The sequence below is a fragment of the Bradyrhizobium lablabi genome, assembly GCF_018131005.1.
Classification (GTDB): Bacteria; Pseudomonadota; Alphaproteobacteria; order Rhizobiales; family Xanthobacteraceae; genus Bradyrhizobium; species Bradyrhizobium lablabi_D.
The window spans coordinates 418780-434139 of sequence record NZ_JAFCJK010000001.1 but is presented as its reverse complement, the minus strand read 5'-3'; the positions used below and the strand labels follow the sequence as shown (position 1 = coordinate 434139).

14 protein-coding genes are annotated in these 15360 nt (G+C 64.2%); 6 read left to right on the top strand and 8 right to left on the bottom strand.

From position 1 onward, the window contains the following. Positions 1–503: 503 nt before the first annotated feature. Complete coding sequence (locus tag JQ553_RS02040; RefSeq protein WP_212498211.1) at positions 504–2048, top strand: serine hydrolase; 1545 nt, start codon at positions 504–506, stop codon at positions 2046–2048. Between the two features lie 817 nt (positions 2049–2865). Here JQ553_RS02040 and JQ553_RS02035 read toward each other — a convergent pair. The 3 genes from JQ553_RS02035 to JQ553_RS02025 form a co-directional block, all read right to left on the bottom strand. Further along, the gene (locus JQ553_RS02035) at positions 2866–3621 is read right to left on the bottom strand and encodes a GntR family transcriptional regulator (RefSeq protein ID WP_212498210.1); all 756 of its coding nucleotides are present in this window, start codon (positions 3619–3621) and stop codon (positions 2866–2868) included. Further along, entirely contained in the window at positions 3614–4585 is a 972-nt protein-coding gene (locus tag JQ553_RS02030) for a Gfo/Idh/MocA family protein (RefSeq protein ID WP_212498209.1), read from the bottom strand. The genes JQ553_RS02035 and JQ553_RS02030 overlap by 8 nt, the downstream gene beginning before the upstream one ends. A 125-nt stretch (positions 4586–4710) precedes the next feature. Next, positions 4711–5673: a tripartite tricarboxylate transporter substrate binding protein gene (locus JQ553_RS02025; protein ID WP_212498208.1), complete on the bottom strand. Its 963-nt coding sequence runs from the start codon at positions 5671–5673 to the stop codon at positions 4711–4713. A gap of 115 nt (positions 5674–5788) precedes the next feature. On the opposite strand from JQ553_RS02025, the gene JQ553_RS02020 reads away from it, so the two are divergent. The 3 genes from JQ553_RS02020 to JQ553_RS02010 all read left to right on the top strand — a co-directional run bounded on the left by JQ553_RS02020 (position 5789) and on the right by JQ553_RS02010 (position 7734). Then, positions 5789–6190, top strand: coding sequence for a carboxymuconolactone decarboxylase family protein (locus tag JQ553_RS02020; protein WP_212498207.1), 402 nt, complete (start codon positions 5789–5791; stop codon positions 6188–6190). Between the two features lie 63 nt (positions 6191–6253). Beyond that, the gene (locus JQ553_RS02015; RefSeq protein WP_212498822.1) at positions 6254–6481 is read left to right on the top strand and encodes a hypothetical protein; all 228 of its coding nucleotides are present in this window, start codon (positions 6254–6256) and stop codon (positions 6479–6481) included. Beyond that, positions 6478–7734 carry an aminopeptidase gene (locus tag JQ553_RS02010; protein WP_212498206.1) on the top strand — a complete coding sequence of 419 codons (1257 nt, stop codon included), beginning with the start codon at positions 6478–6480 and terminating at the stop codon, positions 7732–7734. The genes JQ553_RS02015 and JQ553_RS02010 overlap by 4 nt, the downstream gene beginning before the upstream one ends. 55 nt (positions 7735–7789) lie before the next feature. On the opposite strand, the gene JQ553_RS02005 is transcribed toward JQ553_RS02010, so the two are convergent. Genes JQ553_RS02005 through JQ553_RS01995 form a run of 3 tightly spaced genes read right to left on the bottom strand, consistent with a single transcriptional unit; the run spans position 7790 to position 10671 of the window. Further along, positions 7790–8746, bottom strand: a complete 957-nt coding sequence (locus JQ553_RS02005; RefSeq protein WP_212498205.1) for a GNAT family N-acetyltransferase — start codon at positions 8744–8746, stop codon at positions 7790–7792. 11 nt (positions 8747–8757) lie between these two features. Next, positions 8758–9810, bottom strand: a complete 1053-nt coding sequence (locus JQ553_RS02000) for an amidohydrolase (protein ID WP_212498204.1) — start codon at positions 9808–9810, stop codon at positions 8758–8760. A 45-nt stretch (positions 9811–9855) separates the two neighbouring features. Then, a complete protein-coding gene (locus JQ553_RS01995) occupies positions 9856–10671 on the bottom strand; it encodes an MBL fold metallo-hydrolase (RefSeq protein ID WP_212498203.1) in 816 nt (271 codons plus the stop codon). Between the two features lie 212 nt (positions 10672–10883). On the opposite strand from JQ553_RS01995, the gene JQ553_RS01990 reads away from it, so the two are divergent. Further along, on the top strand, positions 10884–11783 hold the full coding sequence (locus JQ553_RS01990) for an alpha/beta fold hydrolase (RefSeq protein ID WP_212498769.1): 900 nt from the start codon (positions 10884–10886) through the stop codon (positions 11781–11783). A 135-nt stretch (positions 11784–11918) separates the two neighbouring features. Here JQ553_RS01990 and JQ553_RS01985 read toward each other — a convergent pair whose 3' ends face one another. Both JQ553_RS01985 and JQ553_RS01980 read right to left on the bottom strand, forming a co-directional pair. Next, complete coding sequence (locus JQ553_RS01985; RefSeq protein WP_212498202.1) at positions 11919–13439, bottom strand: permease; 1521 nt, start codon at positions 13437–13439, stop codon at positions 11919–11921. Beyond that, complete coding sequence (locus JQ553_RS01980) at positions 13436–14188, bottom strand: ABC transporter ATP-binding protein (RefSeq protein ID WP_212498201.1); 753 nt, start codon at positions 14186–14188, stop codon at positions 13436–13438. Before JQ553_RS01980 ends, JQ553_RS01985 begins: the two co-directional genes overlap by 4 nt. 291 nt (positions 14189–14479) lie before the next feature. On the opposite strand from JQ553_RS01980, the gene JQ553_RS01975 reads away from it, so the two are divergent. After that, positions 14480–15355 carry a branched-chain amino acid ABC transporter permease gene (locus JQ553_RS01975; RefSeq protein ID WP_212498200.1) on the top strand — a complete coding sequence of 292 codons (876 nt, stop codon included), beginning with the start codon at positions 14480–14482 and terminating at the stop codon, positions 15353–15355. Positions 15356–15360: the final 5 nt, after the last annotated feature.

Sequence of the window (15360 nt, the reverse complement as noted above, 5' to 3'; positions counted from 1 at the left end):
CAGTCCCATTTCAAAACTCCACGCCGTTCGTCACCAAAGATTCAGCGGCCCTGTGGCGACTCAGTGCCGTTGGCGTGAAAATTTCGCTACGATTGTAACGCGACTAGCACTCAGGACGGCGGCAGCCGCCGCTACCACCACACATTGTATTTGGACGATCATTTCATGGCGATTGACATTATCGTGAGTGTCGCTGCTTGGCGACGTCTAGTGGCTGTGGAAATTCGCGAGCAGGTCCCGTGATCGAGATGCGCCTGTTTGTAAATCCAGCGCCAAGTACCGAATCGATGATGAGACTGAATGCTGTACTGCTCGCGCTTCCTGAAAGACCGGATCGGCCTCACACGAGCATCCATGGCAGCGGCGTCCGCGCGACAATCCTATTTTTATGAGTACTTACCCCAAATTGCAGTCATGCCGATGGCGCAGCGGCGTGGGCATTGACAGGTGCGCTGGCGCTCGCGGATTGTGCCGCAACGTAGTCGCATTCCGACGAGGCGTCCATGCAAGGCGGACGATTGGCCGTGTCGATGCTGGGCAGCAGCCTGCTGCTCGCGTCTGTGCTGGCGTCATCCGGCGCGGTCCGCGCACAAGGCGGCGACCCGGTGTGGCCGACCACGCAATGGCTGACCTCGACGCCCGAAGAGCAGGGCATGGAGTCGGCCGCGCTCGCCAGGCTCGTCAGCTACGGGACTGCCCGCAGCTTCGACAGCCTGTTGATCGCACGTCACGGCCGGATCGTTCTCGACGCCTATTACGCTCCGTACACCGCCGACATTCCGCACGTGATCAACTCCGCCACCAAGGCGGTGATCGGAACCTTGACCGCGATGCTCATCAAGGACGGTCTGCTCGACAGCGTCGACCATCATATGCTGAATTTCTTCAGCGATCGCAGCATTGCCAGTGTCGATGTCCGCAAGCAGGCGATCACGATCCAGCACCTGCTCGACATGACCTCGGGCCTTGACTGGAAGGAGGGGGTCGAAGGCGGCCGTCCCGACTCCTTGATCGAATGGGAACGCAGCCGCGACGTGATCAACTTCGTTCTCGACCGGCCGATGGCGAACGAGCCGGGCGAAGTCTTCTATTACAACAGCGGAAATGCGCAGCTCCTGTCCGCCGTCATCAGCAAGCTCACAGGACTGAGCGCGCGGGACTATGCCATGGCGCGGCTGTTCCGTCCGCTCGGTATCGCCGCTCCGACCTGGCATGGCGTCGGGCAGGGACTGTCGCAGGGCGGCGGCGGTCTTATGCTCGCACCGCGAGACGCCGCCAAGATCGGTTATCTCTATCTGCATGACGGCGAGTGGGAGCGGCAGCATCTGTTGCCGCCGAACTGGGTCGAGCGCATCAGGCATGCGACGGTCGAGATGCACACGACGTTCGATCCGACCATGCGCTACGCCAATTTCTTCTGGGTGATGCCGGGCAGGCAGGTCATTATGGCGGTCGGCGACCGCTGTCAGCTCATCATGGTGTTGCCCACGCTCGACGTCATCGCTGTCGTGACTGCGCGCGACTATTGTTCGTTCGGCAAGCTGGCTGCCGATATTACCGGCGCCGTCAAGTCCGACGTTGCACTGCCGGCCGATCCAGTTGGCGCCAATCTGCTGGCGGGCGAACTCCGCGATATCGCAACCGAAAGGACCACCGCCGTTGGCGCAACGCCGGAGACCGCCGCCACGATCTCTGGCAAGACGTACCGATTCGCGCGCAGCGCGTTCGATGTACGGAAGATCTCGCTGGATCTGAACGGCGCGCTTCCGCGCTACGAATTGGAGATGTCGACGCCTGATCCGGCCCGACCTTCTATCAGATTGGCCGGGCCGATCGGGCTGGACGGACGTTATCGCCTCGGCGATACGACGCCGCTTGGTGTGATGGCGCTCAAAGGAACATGGCAGGACAGCCATACATTCGCGATCGACCTGCGCATGGTGGGCGGCGACACCGACCGGAAATGGCTGCTGTCGTTCGACGGCGCCAAGGCGCGGCTGAATGGAAAGGATCGCTTCGGCCACGACGTCCAGGTCGACAGCGAGTAATAACAGCCCGGCGCATTGATTTGCCCGACGAGGCAAGACCCCGCATCGGTCTGTCGCTTGGTGAATCCGTGCGCGCCTGCCCGGGCGGCGCGGCGCAACCACGGAGGTTGTGGGCGGGGTTTGCTACGAAAGGCGTAAGGGCAGCGCGTTCGATTCGAACGCGCTGGCCTATTCACGCGGCTTCGCTGCCGTGGATCCGAGGTCGAGGCCAAGTTGATGCGCGCGTTCCCGGCGCTCTTCCGCCAGCAGGCTCAATTCCCGTTCGAGCGATCGCGCAACCTCATCCTGCGATTCGTGGGAGCGGCGGCGTCGGGCGCCTTGAGGTCTTGCCGGATGAGCGATCACTGAAGCATCCTTGTCACCGTACTGTCATACACAGTCATGGCATGCCGGGATTCCCGGCGACAATCAAAAAGATTTAATAATGACTCTTTGGAAGATCTCCCATGCAATTGACCCGGGATCAGCCAAAAGATTCTCCGAGTGGACCACCTTGCGCACGAATCGCGTTCGCCGAAAGCGCAACTTCGGGTCCAGCGGCATTAGACTCATTTCTATGTCGCGACGAAGCGATTTCTGGATTTTGGATGAGGATGTCCTGAAATGGACACGCTATAGCGCTAGTGAGGCTCAGGAATCGCCCCGTCTCGGCGAGCCGCATGATCCGCTGGAGCACATTATCGATGAAGCAGCCAAGTGCCATACCGTACGTGTGGGCGGCTGCTTTGATCGCCGTTGCCATCTGGGGCGCGGTTGGACCGCCACAAACGGCTCACACCTCGGCCCGGCAGCATTATGCCGGTGCACGTTAGGCTCGCTACAGCCGCGGCCGCAGCGAGCGCTGCATGTCCATCGTGTAGGTGTAGCGGCCTTCGGGATGCGTGGTGATGGTGACCTCGAACAACTCTTCGCGCAGGCCGTAGTAGCGGCGGACCACTGTCAACGCCGGCGAGCCGGTCTTGACGCCGAGCGCTTTCGCGATCGGCGCGGGCATGCTGCGCACGAAGATCTCCATTTGGGCGTATTCGGTGGTCTGGCCGTACATCTTGGCGATCTGCTCGTGCACCGGAGTACGGCCGTGGTCAGCACGCTTCACCACGCCGGCGAATTTGCGCAGCACATAGATCTCGGTCCAGCCGAGCGGAGCCGCGAACTGGTCCGAGCGGCGCACAGCCTCGATCAGGAACCAGTTCTTGCCCGGCTCGCATTTGAGCAGCGCGGCAAGCTTGCGATCGGCGACGACGTCGCCGCTGCGCACGACGTCGCGATAGGTTTCATTGGAATAGCGCAACCACTCGCCGAGCGACTTCACGCTGTGGGTGAACAGCACCGGCGGCTCGTCGGCGATCACCACCGAGCCGAGGCCGGCGCGGCGCACGATCAGGCCCTGGTCGATCAGGATGCGCAGCGCCTCGCGCACGGTCTGGCGGCTCGCCCGGCAGCTCGCCATCAGCTCGGTTTCGGTCGGCAGCAGATTGCCGACCGCGTAGGTGCCGAGCCGTATGTCCTTCTGCAGGCTGGTTGCGATATCGCGGTAGCGGGACGATCTCGCCTTGCCCGGTTTGTCAGCCATGACAGATGACCGGACGCCCGGATTGCATCGACTGCAGCGCAGCCTCGAAAGCGGCGAGGGTTGCCAGCACGTCCGCTTCGGGGACCGGGAAAGGCTCTTTGCCTTCGATCGCGTCGGCAAAGGCCGACAGCTCCGCGGCAAGCGTATCGAGCGCCGGGTAACGCACCGTCGCGGGCGGCTCGCCGGAGTTGCGCAGCACGATCGTCCCCTCGTCCAGCACTTCGGCCGATCCTTTCGTTCCGAACACGTGAAGGCGCCAATAGAACGGCGTCGCGCGCACCGTCGCAAGCGTGCCGGTGACTCCGTTTTCAAATTCGATCGCAAGCATTGCGGTGTCGAGCGGCGGCGGGCCCGGCTCGTGCGGCGTCAGGCGGGCATAGACCTGGTGCGCCGGGCCGAGCAGGCTGACAAAGGCGTCGAGCACGTGCAGGCCGGCGCCGGTCAGCCCGCCGCCCGGCGATTCCTCCGGCGACAGCCGCCAGCCCTGCGTGATGCTCTGCGAGTTCTCGTTGCTGTTATGGCCCTCGACATGCAGGAACGTACCGAGCTCGCCGGCGGCGACGATGGCGCGCAGCGCCCGCATCGAGGGCCAGAAGCGCCTGTTGTGCCCGACCGCGAGGACGACGCCGGCGTTGCGGCAGGCCGCGAACATCTCCGCTGCGTCAGCGCGCCGCAGGGCCAGCGGCTTCTCGCAAAACACCTGCTTGCCCGCCGCGGCGGCCGCGACGACCTGTTTCCTGTGCAGCGAATGCGGCGTCGCCAGCAATACGGCGTCAATACCGGGATCGGCGAGCACCGCCTCGAGGTTGTCAGCGAGGTCGAGACCGTGCCCGGCGCAAAAGCTTCTGGCGCCGTCCATGTCCGGCTCAACGGCACGGCTGATCGTCAGCCGCTTCCCGTTGCGTGCCGCTGCGACAAGCGCGCGCCCCCATCGGCCGAGGCCCGCGATCGCGCAGTTGATCATGTGCCTCTCCGAGGTTGGCTTCGTCTGCCACGAACGTCTTCAATGACCGAGCCCATCAAGCCCAGGCCAATCACTCCGATCGGTGTCTCGGGTGTCAGGTCACGAATCTGTTGTTTCATTTCCCGCTATTGGGGCTGGATACCGGCCGCCTTAACCTCGGCCGACCAACGAACGATCTCGTTCTTGACGAAGGCACCGAACTCGGCCGGCGTCATGGTCGCGACGACCACGCCGACACTCGCAAGTTTCTCGCGTGTCGCCGGCAGCGACAAGAACTTTTCGCACGCAGCATATATCTTGCCGACGACCGGTTCAGGCGTGCCGGCCGGCGCGAACAGCCCGTACCAGATCGTGGCTTCGAAGCCGGGCATGACCTCAGCCAGCGCCGGCAGCCCCGGCGTGAGCTCGTTGCGCGTCGCGGAGGTCACGCCGATGCCGCGCAGCGTGCCGCCCTGCATTTGCGGGATTGCGACCGAGAAATCGCCGAAGGTGAGGTCGATCACACCGGCCATCACGTCGGTCAACGCCTGTGGCACGCCACGATAGGATGCGGCGACAACCGACAGGCCGCCGCGCGACTGCAGTTGCGCGACGGAGATCTGGGATGCGCCCGAGCCGTAACCCGCGGTCAAGCCGGGATGCGCCTTGGCGTAGTCGAGGAACTGCGGCAGGTCCCGGGCCGCGAATTTTGGATTGACCAACAGCACCATCGCCGTCGTGGTGGTGCGAATGACCGGCGTGAAATCCTTCACCGGGTCGTAGGACAAGCTCTTCAGCGTCGCGACGTTGCTGGCATGCGTAGTGTTGGTGCCCATCAGGAGCGTGTAACCGTCGGGCGCGCTGCGCGCCACTTCCTGTGCGCCGATGCTGCCGAGCGCGCCGGCGCGGTTCTCAATCAACACGGTCTGGCCGAACGCGTCCTGCAGGTGCTGGCCAATCAGCCGTGCCACCTGGTCCGGGCCGGCGCCGGCCGGAAAGGGGACGATGATCCTGATCTGGCGTTGCGGGAAGTCGTCGGCGGCAACAGCCGGCAGCGCCGCGGGTCCGCACAGGAGCAGGACGACAAGCCAACCCAGGCGCACCTTCATCCCGACATCCTCCGGAGTCGGCAAATTTATACGGATAATTGCCACAAGGGCGCAAGGCGTACGATTGAGACCGATCCGATTTATCCGTATAAATCACAAAACTGGAGGCATCATCATGGTGGACATCAGCGATCTCCATGCGCGTGGCCTGCGCCGACGCCAAAGGATGTTCGGCGAGGCTGATGTCGCGCGGCGAATGGCAGCCGCCGGCGATTTCGGCGCACCGCTGCAGAACATCATCAACGCCTACGTCTATGGCGACGTCTGGGAGCGAAGCGGCCTTTCCGACCAGATCCGCAGTCTCGTGATGCTCGGCATCACCGCGGCGAGCGGCAAGCCGGCCGAATTCAAGGTCCATGCCAAGGGCGCGCTTGCCAATGGCTGTACGGCCGCACAGGTGCAGGATGTGTTGTTGCTTGTCGCGATGTATTGCGGCGTTCCGGCTGCAATCGAAACCAGCCGGATCGCAGCCGAGGTGTTTGGCGATATGCCGGAGGGATCGGGGCCGTCCGGGTGACGGATGCGCGCGCGGCGTGATAGGGAACGTTCGCTGAGCCGCGATCGGCAGCAGGAAACGCCCATGCCCACCTTCCCGATCTCGGCCACCATGCTCGGTTCCGCACTGTTCCGGGATGCCTTCGGCACCCGCGAGATGCGCGAAGTCGTTTCGGACCTGCGCCTGATCTCCCGTTACGTCGAAGTCACTCGCCGTCGCGTGATCGGCGGAGGCAGCGGGAACCTTGCGAATGCGGGTCAAGTTGAACTACCAATCCAGTTCTCTCAACTGCCAGCGCCGGACAATTCATGACTGCACATCAACGCAATGTTTCCGCCTCGATCGATCCCGTGAAGCTCGATCGCCTCGCCGAAGTCGCGGTGAAAGTCGGGCTGCGGCTGCAGCCGGGACAGGATCTGCTGCTGACCGCGCCCGCGGTCGCGCTGCCGCTGGTGCGCCGGATTGCGGAGCACGCCTACAAGGCCGGCGCCGGGTTGGTGACGCCGTTCCTGTCGGACGATGAGGTTACGCTCGCGCGCTACCGCTACGGCCACGACGCAAGCTTCGATCGTGCCGCGAACTGGCTCTATGAAGGGATGGCCAAGGCGTTTGGCGCCAATACGGCACGACTCGCCATCGTCGGCGACAATCCGATGCTGCTGTCGGGCGAGGATCCGACCAAGGTCGCGCGCGCCAGCAAGGCCAACTCGATCGCCTACCAGCCGGCGCTGGAGAAGATCGTCAATTTCGACACCAACTGGAACATCATCGCCTATCCGAGCGCGTCCTGGGCGAAGCAGGTTTTCCCCGATGATGCCGAAGACGTGGCGGTGGCGAAGCTCGCGGACGCGATCTTCTCGGCCTCGCGCGTCGATCAGGACGGCGCCGTCGCTGCCTGGGAACAGCACAATGCAAGGCTGCGCGAGCGTACTGAATGGCTGAACGGCCAGCGCTTCCATGCACTGAAATATTCCGGTCCCGGCATGGACCTCACGATCGGGCTTGCCGACGGCCATGAATGGGAAGGCGGTGCATCGACCGCCAAGAACGGAATCGTCTGCAACGCCAACATCCCGACCGAGGAGGTCTTTACCACGCCGCATTGCCGGCGCGTCAGCGGCCATGTCGTCAGCTCCAAGCCGCTGTCCTATCAGGGCACGTTGATCGACAATATTTCCGTGAAGTTCGAGGACGGCCGGATCGTGGAGGCAAAGGCCTCGCGCGGCGAGGAGGTGTTGAAGAAGGTGCTCGATACCGACGAGGGCGCGCGCCGGCTCGGCGAGGTCGCACTGGTGCCGCACTCCTCGCCGATCTCGAAGAGCGGGCTGCTGTTCTTCAACACGCTGTTCGACGAGAACGCCGCCTCGCATATCGCGCTCGGCCAGTGTTACTCGAAATGCTTCGTCAACGGTGACAGGCTGACGCCGCAGCAGATCGCTGACCGGGGCGGCAACAAGAGCCTGATCCACATCGACTGGATGATCGGCTCCGACAAGACCGACATCGACGGCGTCCATGCCGATGGCCGCCGCGTGCCGTTGTTTCGGCAGGGTGAATGGGCGTAGCGCCTGTTCGCCTGAAGAAAACGCGTCAAACAGGAATCAAGAACTTCGGTTCTGATCAATCAGAACCGATAATACTCGGGCCGAAGCGCCTTTCGCGTGAGGCGATCAGATCGCCCCGTGTGGCGCTGAAGCGGCAGGTCTCGTGCTGCGGCCGGAACCCGAGCCGCCGATAGATCTTGAGCGCGGCGGGATTGCGGCTGGAGACATTCAGCCAGCAGGGATGCTCGACCGAGACGTCGTGAGCGGTCAACACGTGATAGACCAGGACCTGGCCGAGGCCTCGCCCTTGCCGCGCCGGATCGACGGCGGCGGATTCGATCCAGATCGAAGTCTGTTCGAGTTCGGTCAGGCAAAAGCCGGAAACCTGCCCATCCTCGCTGGCGATCCAAACTTCGCTCCCGGCCAGCAGCTGCGCCATCTCCTCCGGAGAGTACCGGCGGAACGCCGCATCTGAGGCATACGCCGCATTGTGGATGCGGGCGACCTCGGCGGCACAGGCGGTTGGGTCGTTGACCCGCTCGATGGTGGCCCGGGCGGCGGCGAGCGTGCGGGCCGGCTGCAGCGGTTCCACGCACTTCATCCCGATCTCGGATTCGATGTGGACGAAGCCGAGCGACGACACGAAGCCCATTCCTGCCGGCCAGTCGCGGCTCACCAGCGTCTGTACGGCCAGATACGCGTCCGACGCGTCGATTGCGAGGACGTCATCGAACAGTGCGAGGGCGATGCGGCAGCGGCGCGCCTCGGGCGCCACCACAATCTTGAGGAACCGGGAGTGATGCGGGCCTTGATCGCGCAGCGAGGATTCGGCGAGGCCGACCAGACGTCCATCCCTTTCCGCTACGCGAAAATCGCGGCCGCCGCGATTTTGCGGCAGTTTCAGGAATTGTTGCCATTGCGGCAAAGTAATGGGTCCGAGCCGCGGTTCCACCGCCGCTGCCCTGGCGTAAAGCGCGACCACCGCTTCCGCGTCAGTTTCGCGAAGCGTCCGGATGGTGATGCCGTCATCCATGAGTCGCTAGCTTACCCGATCTCGAGCCGATAAACATCCTTTGCCGTCTTCGAGAACAGCGCGGTCTTTTCGACTTCGCTGTATTGTGAAGCAAGCCGCTTGAAGGCGTTGAAAATCACCTGGTAGCTGCACTGGCCCTTATCAGGTGGGAAGTTGCTCTCGAACATGCAACGGCTCGGCCCGAAGGCATCGATGCAGCTTTCGACGTAGGGACGCCACACGGTGGCGAGTTCCTCCGACGACGGCGGCTTCGGTCGGAGATGGAAGTCGTAGCCGAGCAGGCACATCGCAAGCCCGCCGAGCTTGACGACGACATTCGGGCACCTCGCGATCTCCTGGATCGAAGCCTTCCAGATCGGAAACGTCTCCTTGCGTTTGCCGGCGAAGCGGCCGATGCCGACCGGCCCGCCGCAATGATCGAGCACGATGCGCGTGTCGGGAAAGGCGCGGGCGAGGTCGGTGAGCTCGCCGATCTGCGGATGGAACAGCCAGGCATCGAAGCTCAGTCCGAGCGGTGCCAGGCAGGCAAAACCCTTGCGGAACGTCGGATCGAGCAGCAGGCCCTTCGGCCGCGTCGCATACATGCCGGCTACATCGGGATCTTCATCCCAGGCGGAGGAGTGGCGGATGCCGCGGAACCGGCCGTTGCCGGCGGCGATCTCGGCCTCCAGCACCGCCCTGGCGTGATCGCCCAGCAGCAGGTTGGCGTGGCTGACAATGCCGGCGCAGATCGCGGCTTTGCCATAGCCGCCGCTTGCCGCCATCGCGGCAACGCCATTGGCAAATTCAACCTCGCCGACCGGGCGGAACGCTTCCGGACCGTCCGCGCGATACATGGACCGACAGTCGACATAGACGGTCGCAACGATGTTGTGGCCGGAGGCGATGTCGTCCGACATCTCCTCGATCAGATAGCGCAGACCGCCGCGGTCCCACAAATGGTGATGCGGATCGACGATTGGCCGAGCGGGATCGATGATCTCCTCGGTATATTGCGCAAGCCAGTCTTCGCGTGGATTGGCATAGAGCCCACTTGCGGAGGCGGGCAAGGTGCTGGCGACCATCATTCACTCCCGGTTGTCCTTGATTGATTGCTCTCTGGACGCGCCTCAGACTCCGTCGAGGATGATCACCGTCGGCGTGGCGGGCAACGTGTCGCGCGAGATCTTCAGCGTGCGCTCGCCGCCGCGCCGGTCGATCTCGAACTGCTGGCCGATCAGGCGCATGAATTCGTCAAGCGGCGTAGCGAAGCGGTGCATCGGCAGCACGATCGCAGCGCGCAGCCGCCTGGTGATCTCGGAGACGCCGTCGAGCGACATCGTATAGGTGCCGTCGATCGGCACCATCACGATGTCGAGCCGGCCGATCGCGGCGAAATGGCTATCGTCGAGCTTGTGATGAAGGTGGCCGAGATGGCCGATGCATAGGCCGGCGACCTCGAAGATGAAGATCGAGTTGCCATCCTTGATCATCTCTCCGCCGGAGCCTTCGCCCCAATAGCGGCGGATATCGGTGGTGACGTTGCGGATATAGACGTCGCCGATGCGCTCGGCGTAATGGGCCGGCTGGCCGTTCTCGCCCCAGCCGTGCAGCACGTGAGGGATTTTCGGGTCCGGAAACAGCGTGAAGTGCGTGTCGTGCGCCCGGTTCATGGTGACGACGTCGGGCAGGCGCCCGGTGCGATAGGCGCCGTTGTAGTCGGTCGCGATTCGCACACCGCCCGGCGTGTCGACGTAATACGTCGAATGCCCGGCGTAGGTGATCGCGACCTCGTCGGCCTTCGCCGCGATGCGCCGGAAGCCGACCGGCATCGCGCGCGGGGGGACATTTGCCATCGCCAGGCACTCGCTGCGCTGAGCATCCTGCGCCGAGGCTTGCGCGATCAGCGACCCCAACAGGACGAGCACGGCGAGCAATTTCGGCATGGCATGTTCCGTCTGTAGCGGCTTCCGCGCCCGGGACAGTATCGCCGAATCGGCGTTCCGTCATGATGATGCCGGCGCATCGCTCCATGGCGCGTGCTGCAACGCGGGCCAGGCGATTAATCCGGCGAGAGGCGCTACCATGCCAGGCAAGCAAGCGAGATCAGGAGCCCGCCGTGACCGACAATGCCTCTGCGCCGCGCGCGCCGTCGACGATGCGGCTGGATCCGCTGCGCCGCCTCGACGCCGGTGTGCTCAACATCGCCTATTACGAGGCAGGTCCCGCCGATGGCCCGGCCGTGATGTTGATGCACGGCTTTCCCTATGACATTCACTCCTATGTGGACGTCGCGCCGATGCTGGCGGTGCAGGGCTGCCGCGTCATCGTTCCCTATCTTCGTGGCTACGGCCCGACGGCATTCCGCGACGGCGCGACGCCCCGTTCTGGTGAGCAGGCAGCGGTCGGCGCCGACATGATGGCACTGATGGACGCGCTTGGCCTCCAGCGAGCGGTGTTCGCCGGCTACGATTGGGGCGGCCGCGCCGCCTGCGTCGGCGCGGCGCTCTGGCCTGAACGCTGCAACGGGCTCGTCTGTGTCAACAGCTACCTGATCCAGGACATCGCGCATGCGATGGCCCCGATGAAGCCGGAGCGCGAGGTACCGCTCTGGTATCAGTACTATTTCCAGCTCGAGCGCGGGCGAGCGGGCCTCGCCGCCAACCGGCGCGACATCGCGAAGATTTTGTGGAGGCAATGGTCACCGAACTGGCAATTCGACGACGCCTGTTTCGAGCGTACGGCGGTCGCGCATGACAATCCTGATTATGTCGATGTCGTGATCCATAGCTATCGCCATCGCTTCGGACTTGCCGACGGCGACCCGCAATATGCCGGGCTGCAGCATCGGCTGGCCGCATTGCCGATAATTTCGGTACCCGCCATAACTCTCGACGGGGCCGGCGATGGCGTTGTACCCGCAACCGATGGCGGCGCCAGCGCCGCGAAATTTACCCGCCGCCGGAGCCATCGCGTGATCCCGCGCGCGGGCCACAATTTGCCGCAGGAGGCGCCGGAGGCCTTCGCGGCGGCAGTAATGGAGGTCATGAAGGGCTAAAGCATGATCCGGAAAAGTGTGCAGCGGTTTTCCCTCACGACAAACGCGTAGCGTTTGCGCGGAGATCATGCGCAAACAACAAGCTAAAGCGCGATGATGAATCATACTGATCTCATCGCGCTTGAATGCGGTGGCTCACGCCGGCTTAGGGCTGATCTTCCAAGCCACCGCCAAGGTTATCAGGGTCAAAGCGCCGCTGACGACGGCAGCGCCCGGGATCGTCAGGGTCAGCGCCGACGTCGCGGCCCAGCCGATCGAGCAGAACGCCTCGGCGAAGGTCGCGACACGCGACGAGGTCTGCCGCCGGCGGAATTGGCTGCGTTTGGCCTGGGCGCGGAACCAGAGCTGAATCGCGGCGGCGGAGGCAGTCACGACGACCACCGCGATCGCGGTGACCGCGGCCTGCCATGGCGAGGCGAAGGCCAGCGCGACGACCAATGGTGCGAAGATGACGGCGATCGCGATCAGTACCACCTCGATCTTGGCGCGGATCACGCGCGAGGGCGGCAGCGGCGCGGTCGCCACCAGATCGGCTGCGTCTTCGCCCGAGATCGTCAGCCAAGCGAGGCCGCCGGCAAGCTGGCCCGCCGCCATGACGATCACGGGGGTCACCAGGACGATTGCGGTGGCGCTGTCGGAAAAGCTCCGCCACAGCATCAGCGCCGGCGGCACCAGATAGAGCATCTGCATCAGGCTCTGCGACAGCAGCCACGGATCGCGGCAAAGCAGCAACAACTCCTTCCAGCGCAACGCCTGCTGTCGCGAGCCGGCGCGGAACGAGCGGGCCCGCCCGCTTGTGGCGGCAGTCGGATGGGCTGCGACGCTTGCGATCGTGCCGGCGAATCGCGGTGCGAACACGGCCATCACCACGCCGAGCATGGCGAGCGCGCCGGCGACGAGCAGCATCAGCACCTCGACGTCGCCAAGCGCTGCGCGCGCCGGCCACCAGACGACGCTGCCCGGATCGGGCGCGAAGCGCGCCGCGGCGTCCGAGGTCAGCAGGGCGAAGCGCGACAGCGTGCCGTAGGACAGGATTGCGCCGACCTGCAGGGCGATCACGAAGCCCGCACCGATGACGGCGGAGACGATCTGCGCCGCGAGGCGGGTGCGGACCGGCCCGATCAAGCGGAACAGCAGCACTGTAATCGCGATCGCGGCTGCTGCGGCCGACAGCCCGATCGCGATGACGGCTCCGAAGCCTGCGAGCCAGCGAGGGCCGCCGCAGAACACCAGCACGTCGATGAACGGTGCCGACAACAACAGCGCCATGCCGGTCACCGACAGCCCGATCGCGGCGATGCGGACCGAGAAGATATTGGTAAGCTTCACCGGCGACGACATGATCAGGTCGAGGTCGGCGCGCGCATAGAACACGCGTGTCACGGATTCGATTGCCTGCGACAGCATCAGCGCCCAGGACAAGAAGACGGTCGCCGTCAGCACGATCAGCGACGACGGCTCGAGCGGAAGCTGCAGGTTGGCAAAACGGCCGACCACGGCATAGGCGGGCAGATGCAGGATCGCGGCGAACACCAACAGGCCGATCACGGCGCGGTTGCGCCGGCGGCGGCCTCCGGTCATCATCGCCAGCCATTCGCGCCACGCAAGGCGGAATTCGTGGCGGGCGAACCAGGAGATGTGAACGGCCGAGCTCACGCGGCCGCCGGTTCGGTATCGACCAGCGCGATGAACATGTCCTCAAGGCTGGTGTCCTTGCGTCCGTTCTGCTGGCGTAGCTCGGCGAGCGTGCCTTCGGCGACCAGCCTGCCGGCCGCGATCACTCCGATCCGGTCGGCCATCCGCTCGGCAACCTCGAGGATGTGCGTGGTCATGATCACGGTGCAGCCGTCGCGCACCCGCTCCTGCAACAGCCCCTTGACGTGACGCGCCGACAGCGCGTCGAGGCCGGTCAGCGGCTCGTCAAGGATGATCAGGCGCGGATCGTGCACCAGCGCGCCGGCAAGCGCCACCTTCTGGCGCATACCCTTGGAGAAGCCCTCGCAACGTTGGTGCAGGTGCGCCTCAAGCCCGAGCGAGACCAGGAGATCGCGCGCCGATGTTTCGGAGGTCCCGGGATCGACACCCCAGAGGCCGGCGACGAATTCGAGGTACTCCAGCGGCGTAAGCTTGTCGTAGATCATCGGCTCGTCCGACACCCAGGCCATCACCTGTTTGGCGGCGACAGGATCAGACAACGCATCGATGCCGAGGATCGACACTGAGCCGGTGTCGGGCCGCAGCAGCCCCGCCACCATGCGCAGCGTCGTGGTCTTGCCGGCACCGTTCGGGCCAAGCAACGCATAGAACTCGCCAATCCGAACGGTGAGATCGAGCGCATCGACCGCCGGGCGGTCAAAACGCTTCGTTAACCCTCGCACGGCGAGCGCTGATAGTTCGGCTGTCATGATGTCGCGACGATCCAGGGCTTCGCTTGTCGGTCGCCGAACCTTGGACAAAAACCGTTTCGGCGCGGTGAATCGCGCCAGGCAAATCGAAACGATCATGAACAAAACTTCGTGCCGGGGCATTCTCCCCAATTGTGATGACGTCCGCCAGCAAGCGCTTTGTTGACAGCGATCGGGCCTTTTGGCTCAATTGGGCTGGACATAGGCGGCTTTCTGCGGTTCCGGCACAAGGGCGCGAAAGCGGGATGCAACAGGCGATCGGCAGAATCGCCGTGCATCGGGGAGGGAACGATGCTGGACTTCGTTCAGCAGCTCGTCAGCGGCATCGCGCTCGGCTGCGTTTACGGCCTGATCGCGCTTGGCTTTGTGCTGGTCTACAAGGCAACCGAGGTCGTCAACTTCGCGCAAGGCGATTTGATGATGCTGGGCGGTTTCTTCGCCTTCACCTTCATCGGCATGCTCGGGCTGAACTACTGGGTCGGCTTTGCCGGCGCAGTCGCGGCAATGGCGCTGTTCGGCATGCTGGCCGAACGGGTGGTGGTACGGCCGATCCTCGGCTATCCGCAGTTCTCGATCATCATGGCGACCATCGGGCTCGGCTATTTCCTCCGCTCGGTCTCCGGGATCATCTGGGGCACCGACGACTTCAAGATCGAGACGCCGTTCAGCCAGGGTGTGTTGCGCATCGGGTCGCTCGTGCTCGCCTACGACAAGCTCTCGGTGATCGCGGCGACCATCATCCTTTGCACGCTGCTCTATCTGTTCTTCAACCGTACCACGCTCGGCACCGCGATGCGGGCGAGCTCGGAGAACATGCTCGCCGCCTATTACATGGGCATTCCGGTCAAGCGCGTGGTGTCGATCGTCTGGGCGATTTCGGCCGCGGTTGCGGCCTGTGCCGGCGTGCTGCTCGCGCCGATCACCTTCATCCATTCCAATGTCGGCCTGGTGCTCGGGCTGAAGGCGTTTCCGGCCGCAGTTCTCGGCGGATTCGGCTCGATCCCCGGCGCTGTCGTCGGCGGTGTCCTGATCGGGGTGATCGAGAGCATGGCGGGCTTCTATTTGCCGCAGGGATGGAAGGACGTCGCGCCCTACATCGTGCTGCTCGCGGTGCTTCTGCTCAAGCCCGAAGGCCTGTTCGGCCTTCACGTACGCAAGAAGGTTTGAGGAGC

Coding starts and splice junctions, on each gene's coding strand:
- JQ553_RS02040 (WP_212498211.1), top strand. CDS start 504: ATGCAAGGCGGACGATTGGCCGTGTCGATGCTGGGCAGCAGCCTGCTG.
- JQ553_RS02035 (WP_212498210.1), bottom strand. CDS start 3,621: ATGGCTGACAAACCGGGCAAGGCGAGATCGTCCCGCTACCGCGATATC.
- JQ553_RS02030 (WP_212498209.1), bottom strand. CDS start 4,585: ATGATCAACTGCGCGATCGCGGGCCTCGGCCGATGGGGGCGCGCGCTT.
- JQ553_RS02025 (WP_212498208.1), bottom strand. CDS start 5,673: ATGAAGGTGCGCCTGGGTTGGCTTGTCGTCCTGCTCCTGTGCGGACCC.
- JQ553_RS02020 (WP_212498207.1), top strand. CDS start 5,789: ATGGTGGACATCAGCGATCTCCATGCGCGTGGCCTGCGCCGACGCCAA.
- JQ553_RS02015 (WP_212498822.1), top strand. CDS start 6,254: ATGCCCACCTTCCCGATCTCGGCCACCATGCTCGGTTCCGCACTGTTC.
- JQ553_RS02010 (WP_212498206.1), top strand. CDS start 6,478: ATGACTGCACATCAACGCAATGTTTCCGCCTCGATCGATCCCGTGAAG.
- JQ553_RS02005 (WP_212498205.1), bottom strand. CDS start 8,746: ATGGATGACGGCATCACCATCCGGACGCTTCGCGAAACTGACGCGGAA.
- JQ553_RS02000 (WP_212498204.1), bottom strand. CDS start 9,810: ATGGTCGCCAGCACCTTGCCCGCCTCCGCAAGTGGGCTCTATGCCAAT.
- JQ553_RS01995 (WP_212498203.1), bottom strand. CDS start 10,671: ATGCCGAAATTGCTCGCCGTGCTCGTCCTGTTGGGGTCGCTGATCGCG.
- JQ553_RS01990 (WP_212498769.1), top strand. CDS start 10,884: ATGCGGCTGGATCCGCTGCGCCGCCTCGACGCCGGTGTGCTCAACATC.
- JQ553_RS01980 (WP_212498201.1), bottom strand. CDS start 14,188: ATGACAGCCGAACTATCAGCGCTCGCCGTGCGAGGGTTAACGAAGCGT.
- JQ553_RS01975 (WP_212498200.1), top strand. CDS start 14,480: ATGCTGGACTTCGTTCAGCAGCTCGTCAGCGGCATCGCGCTCGGCTGC.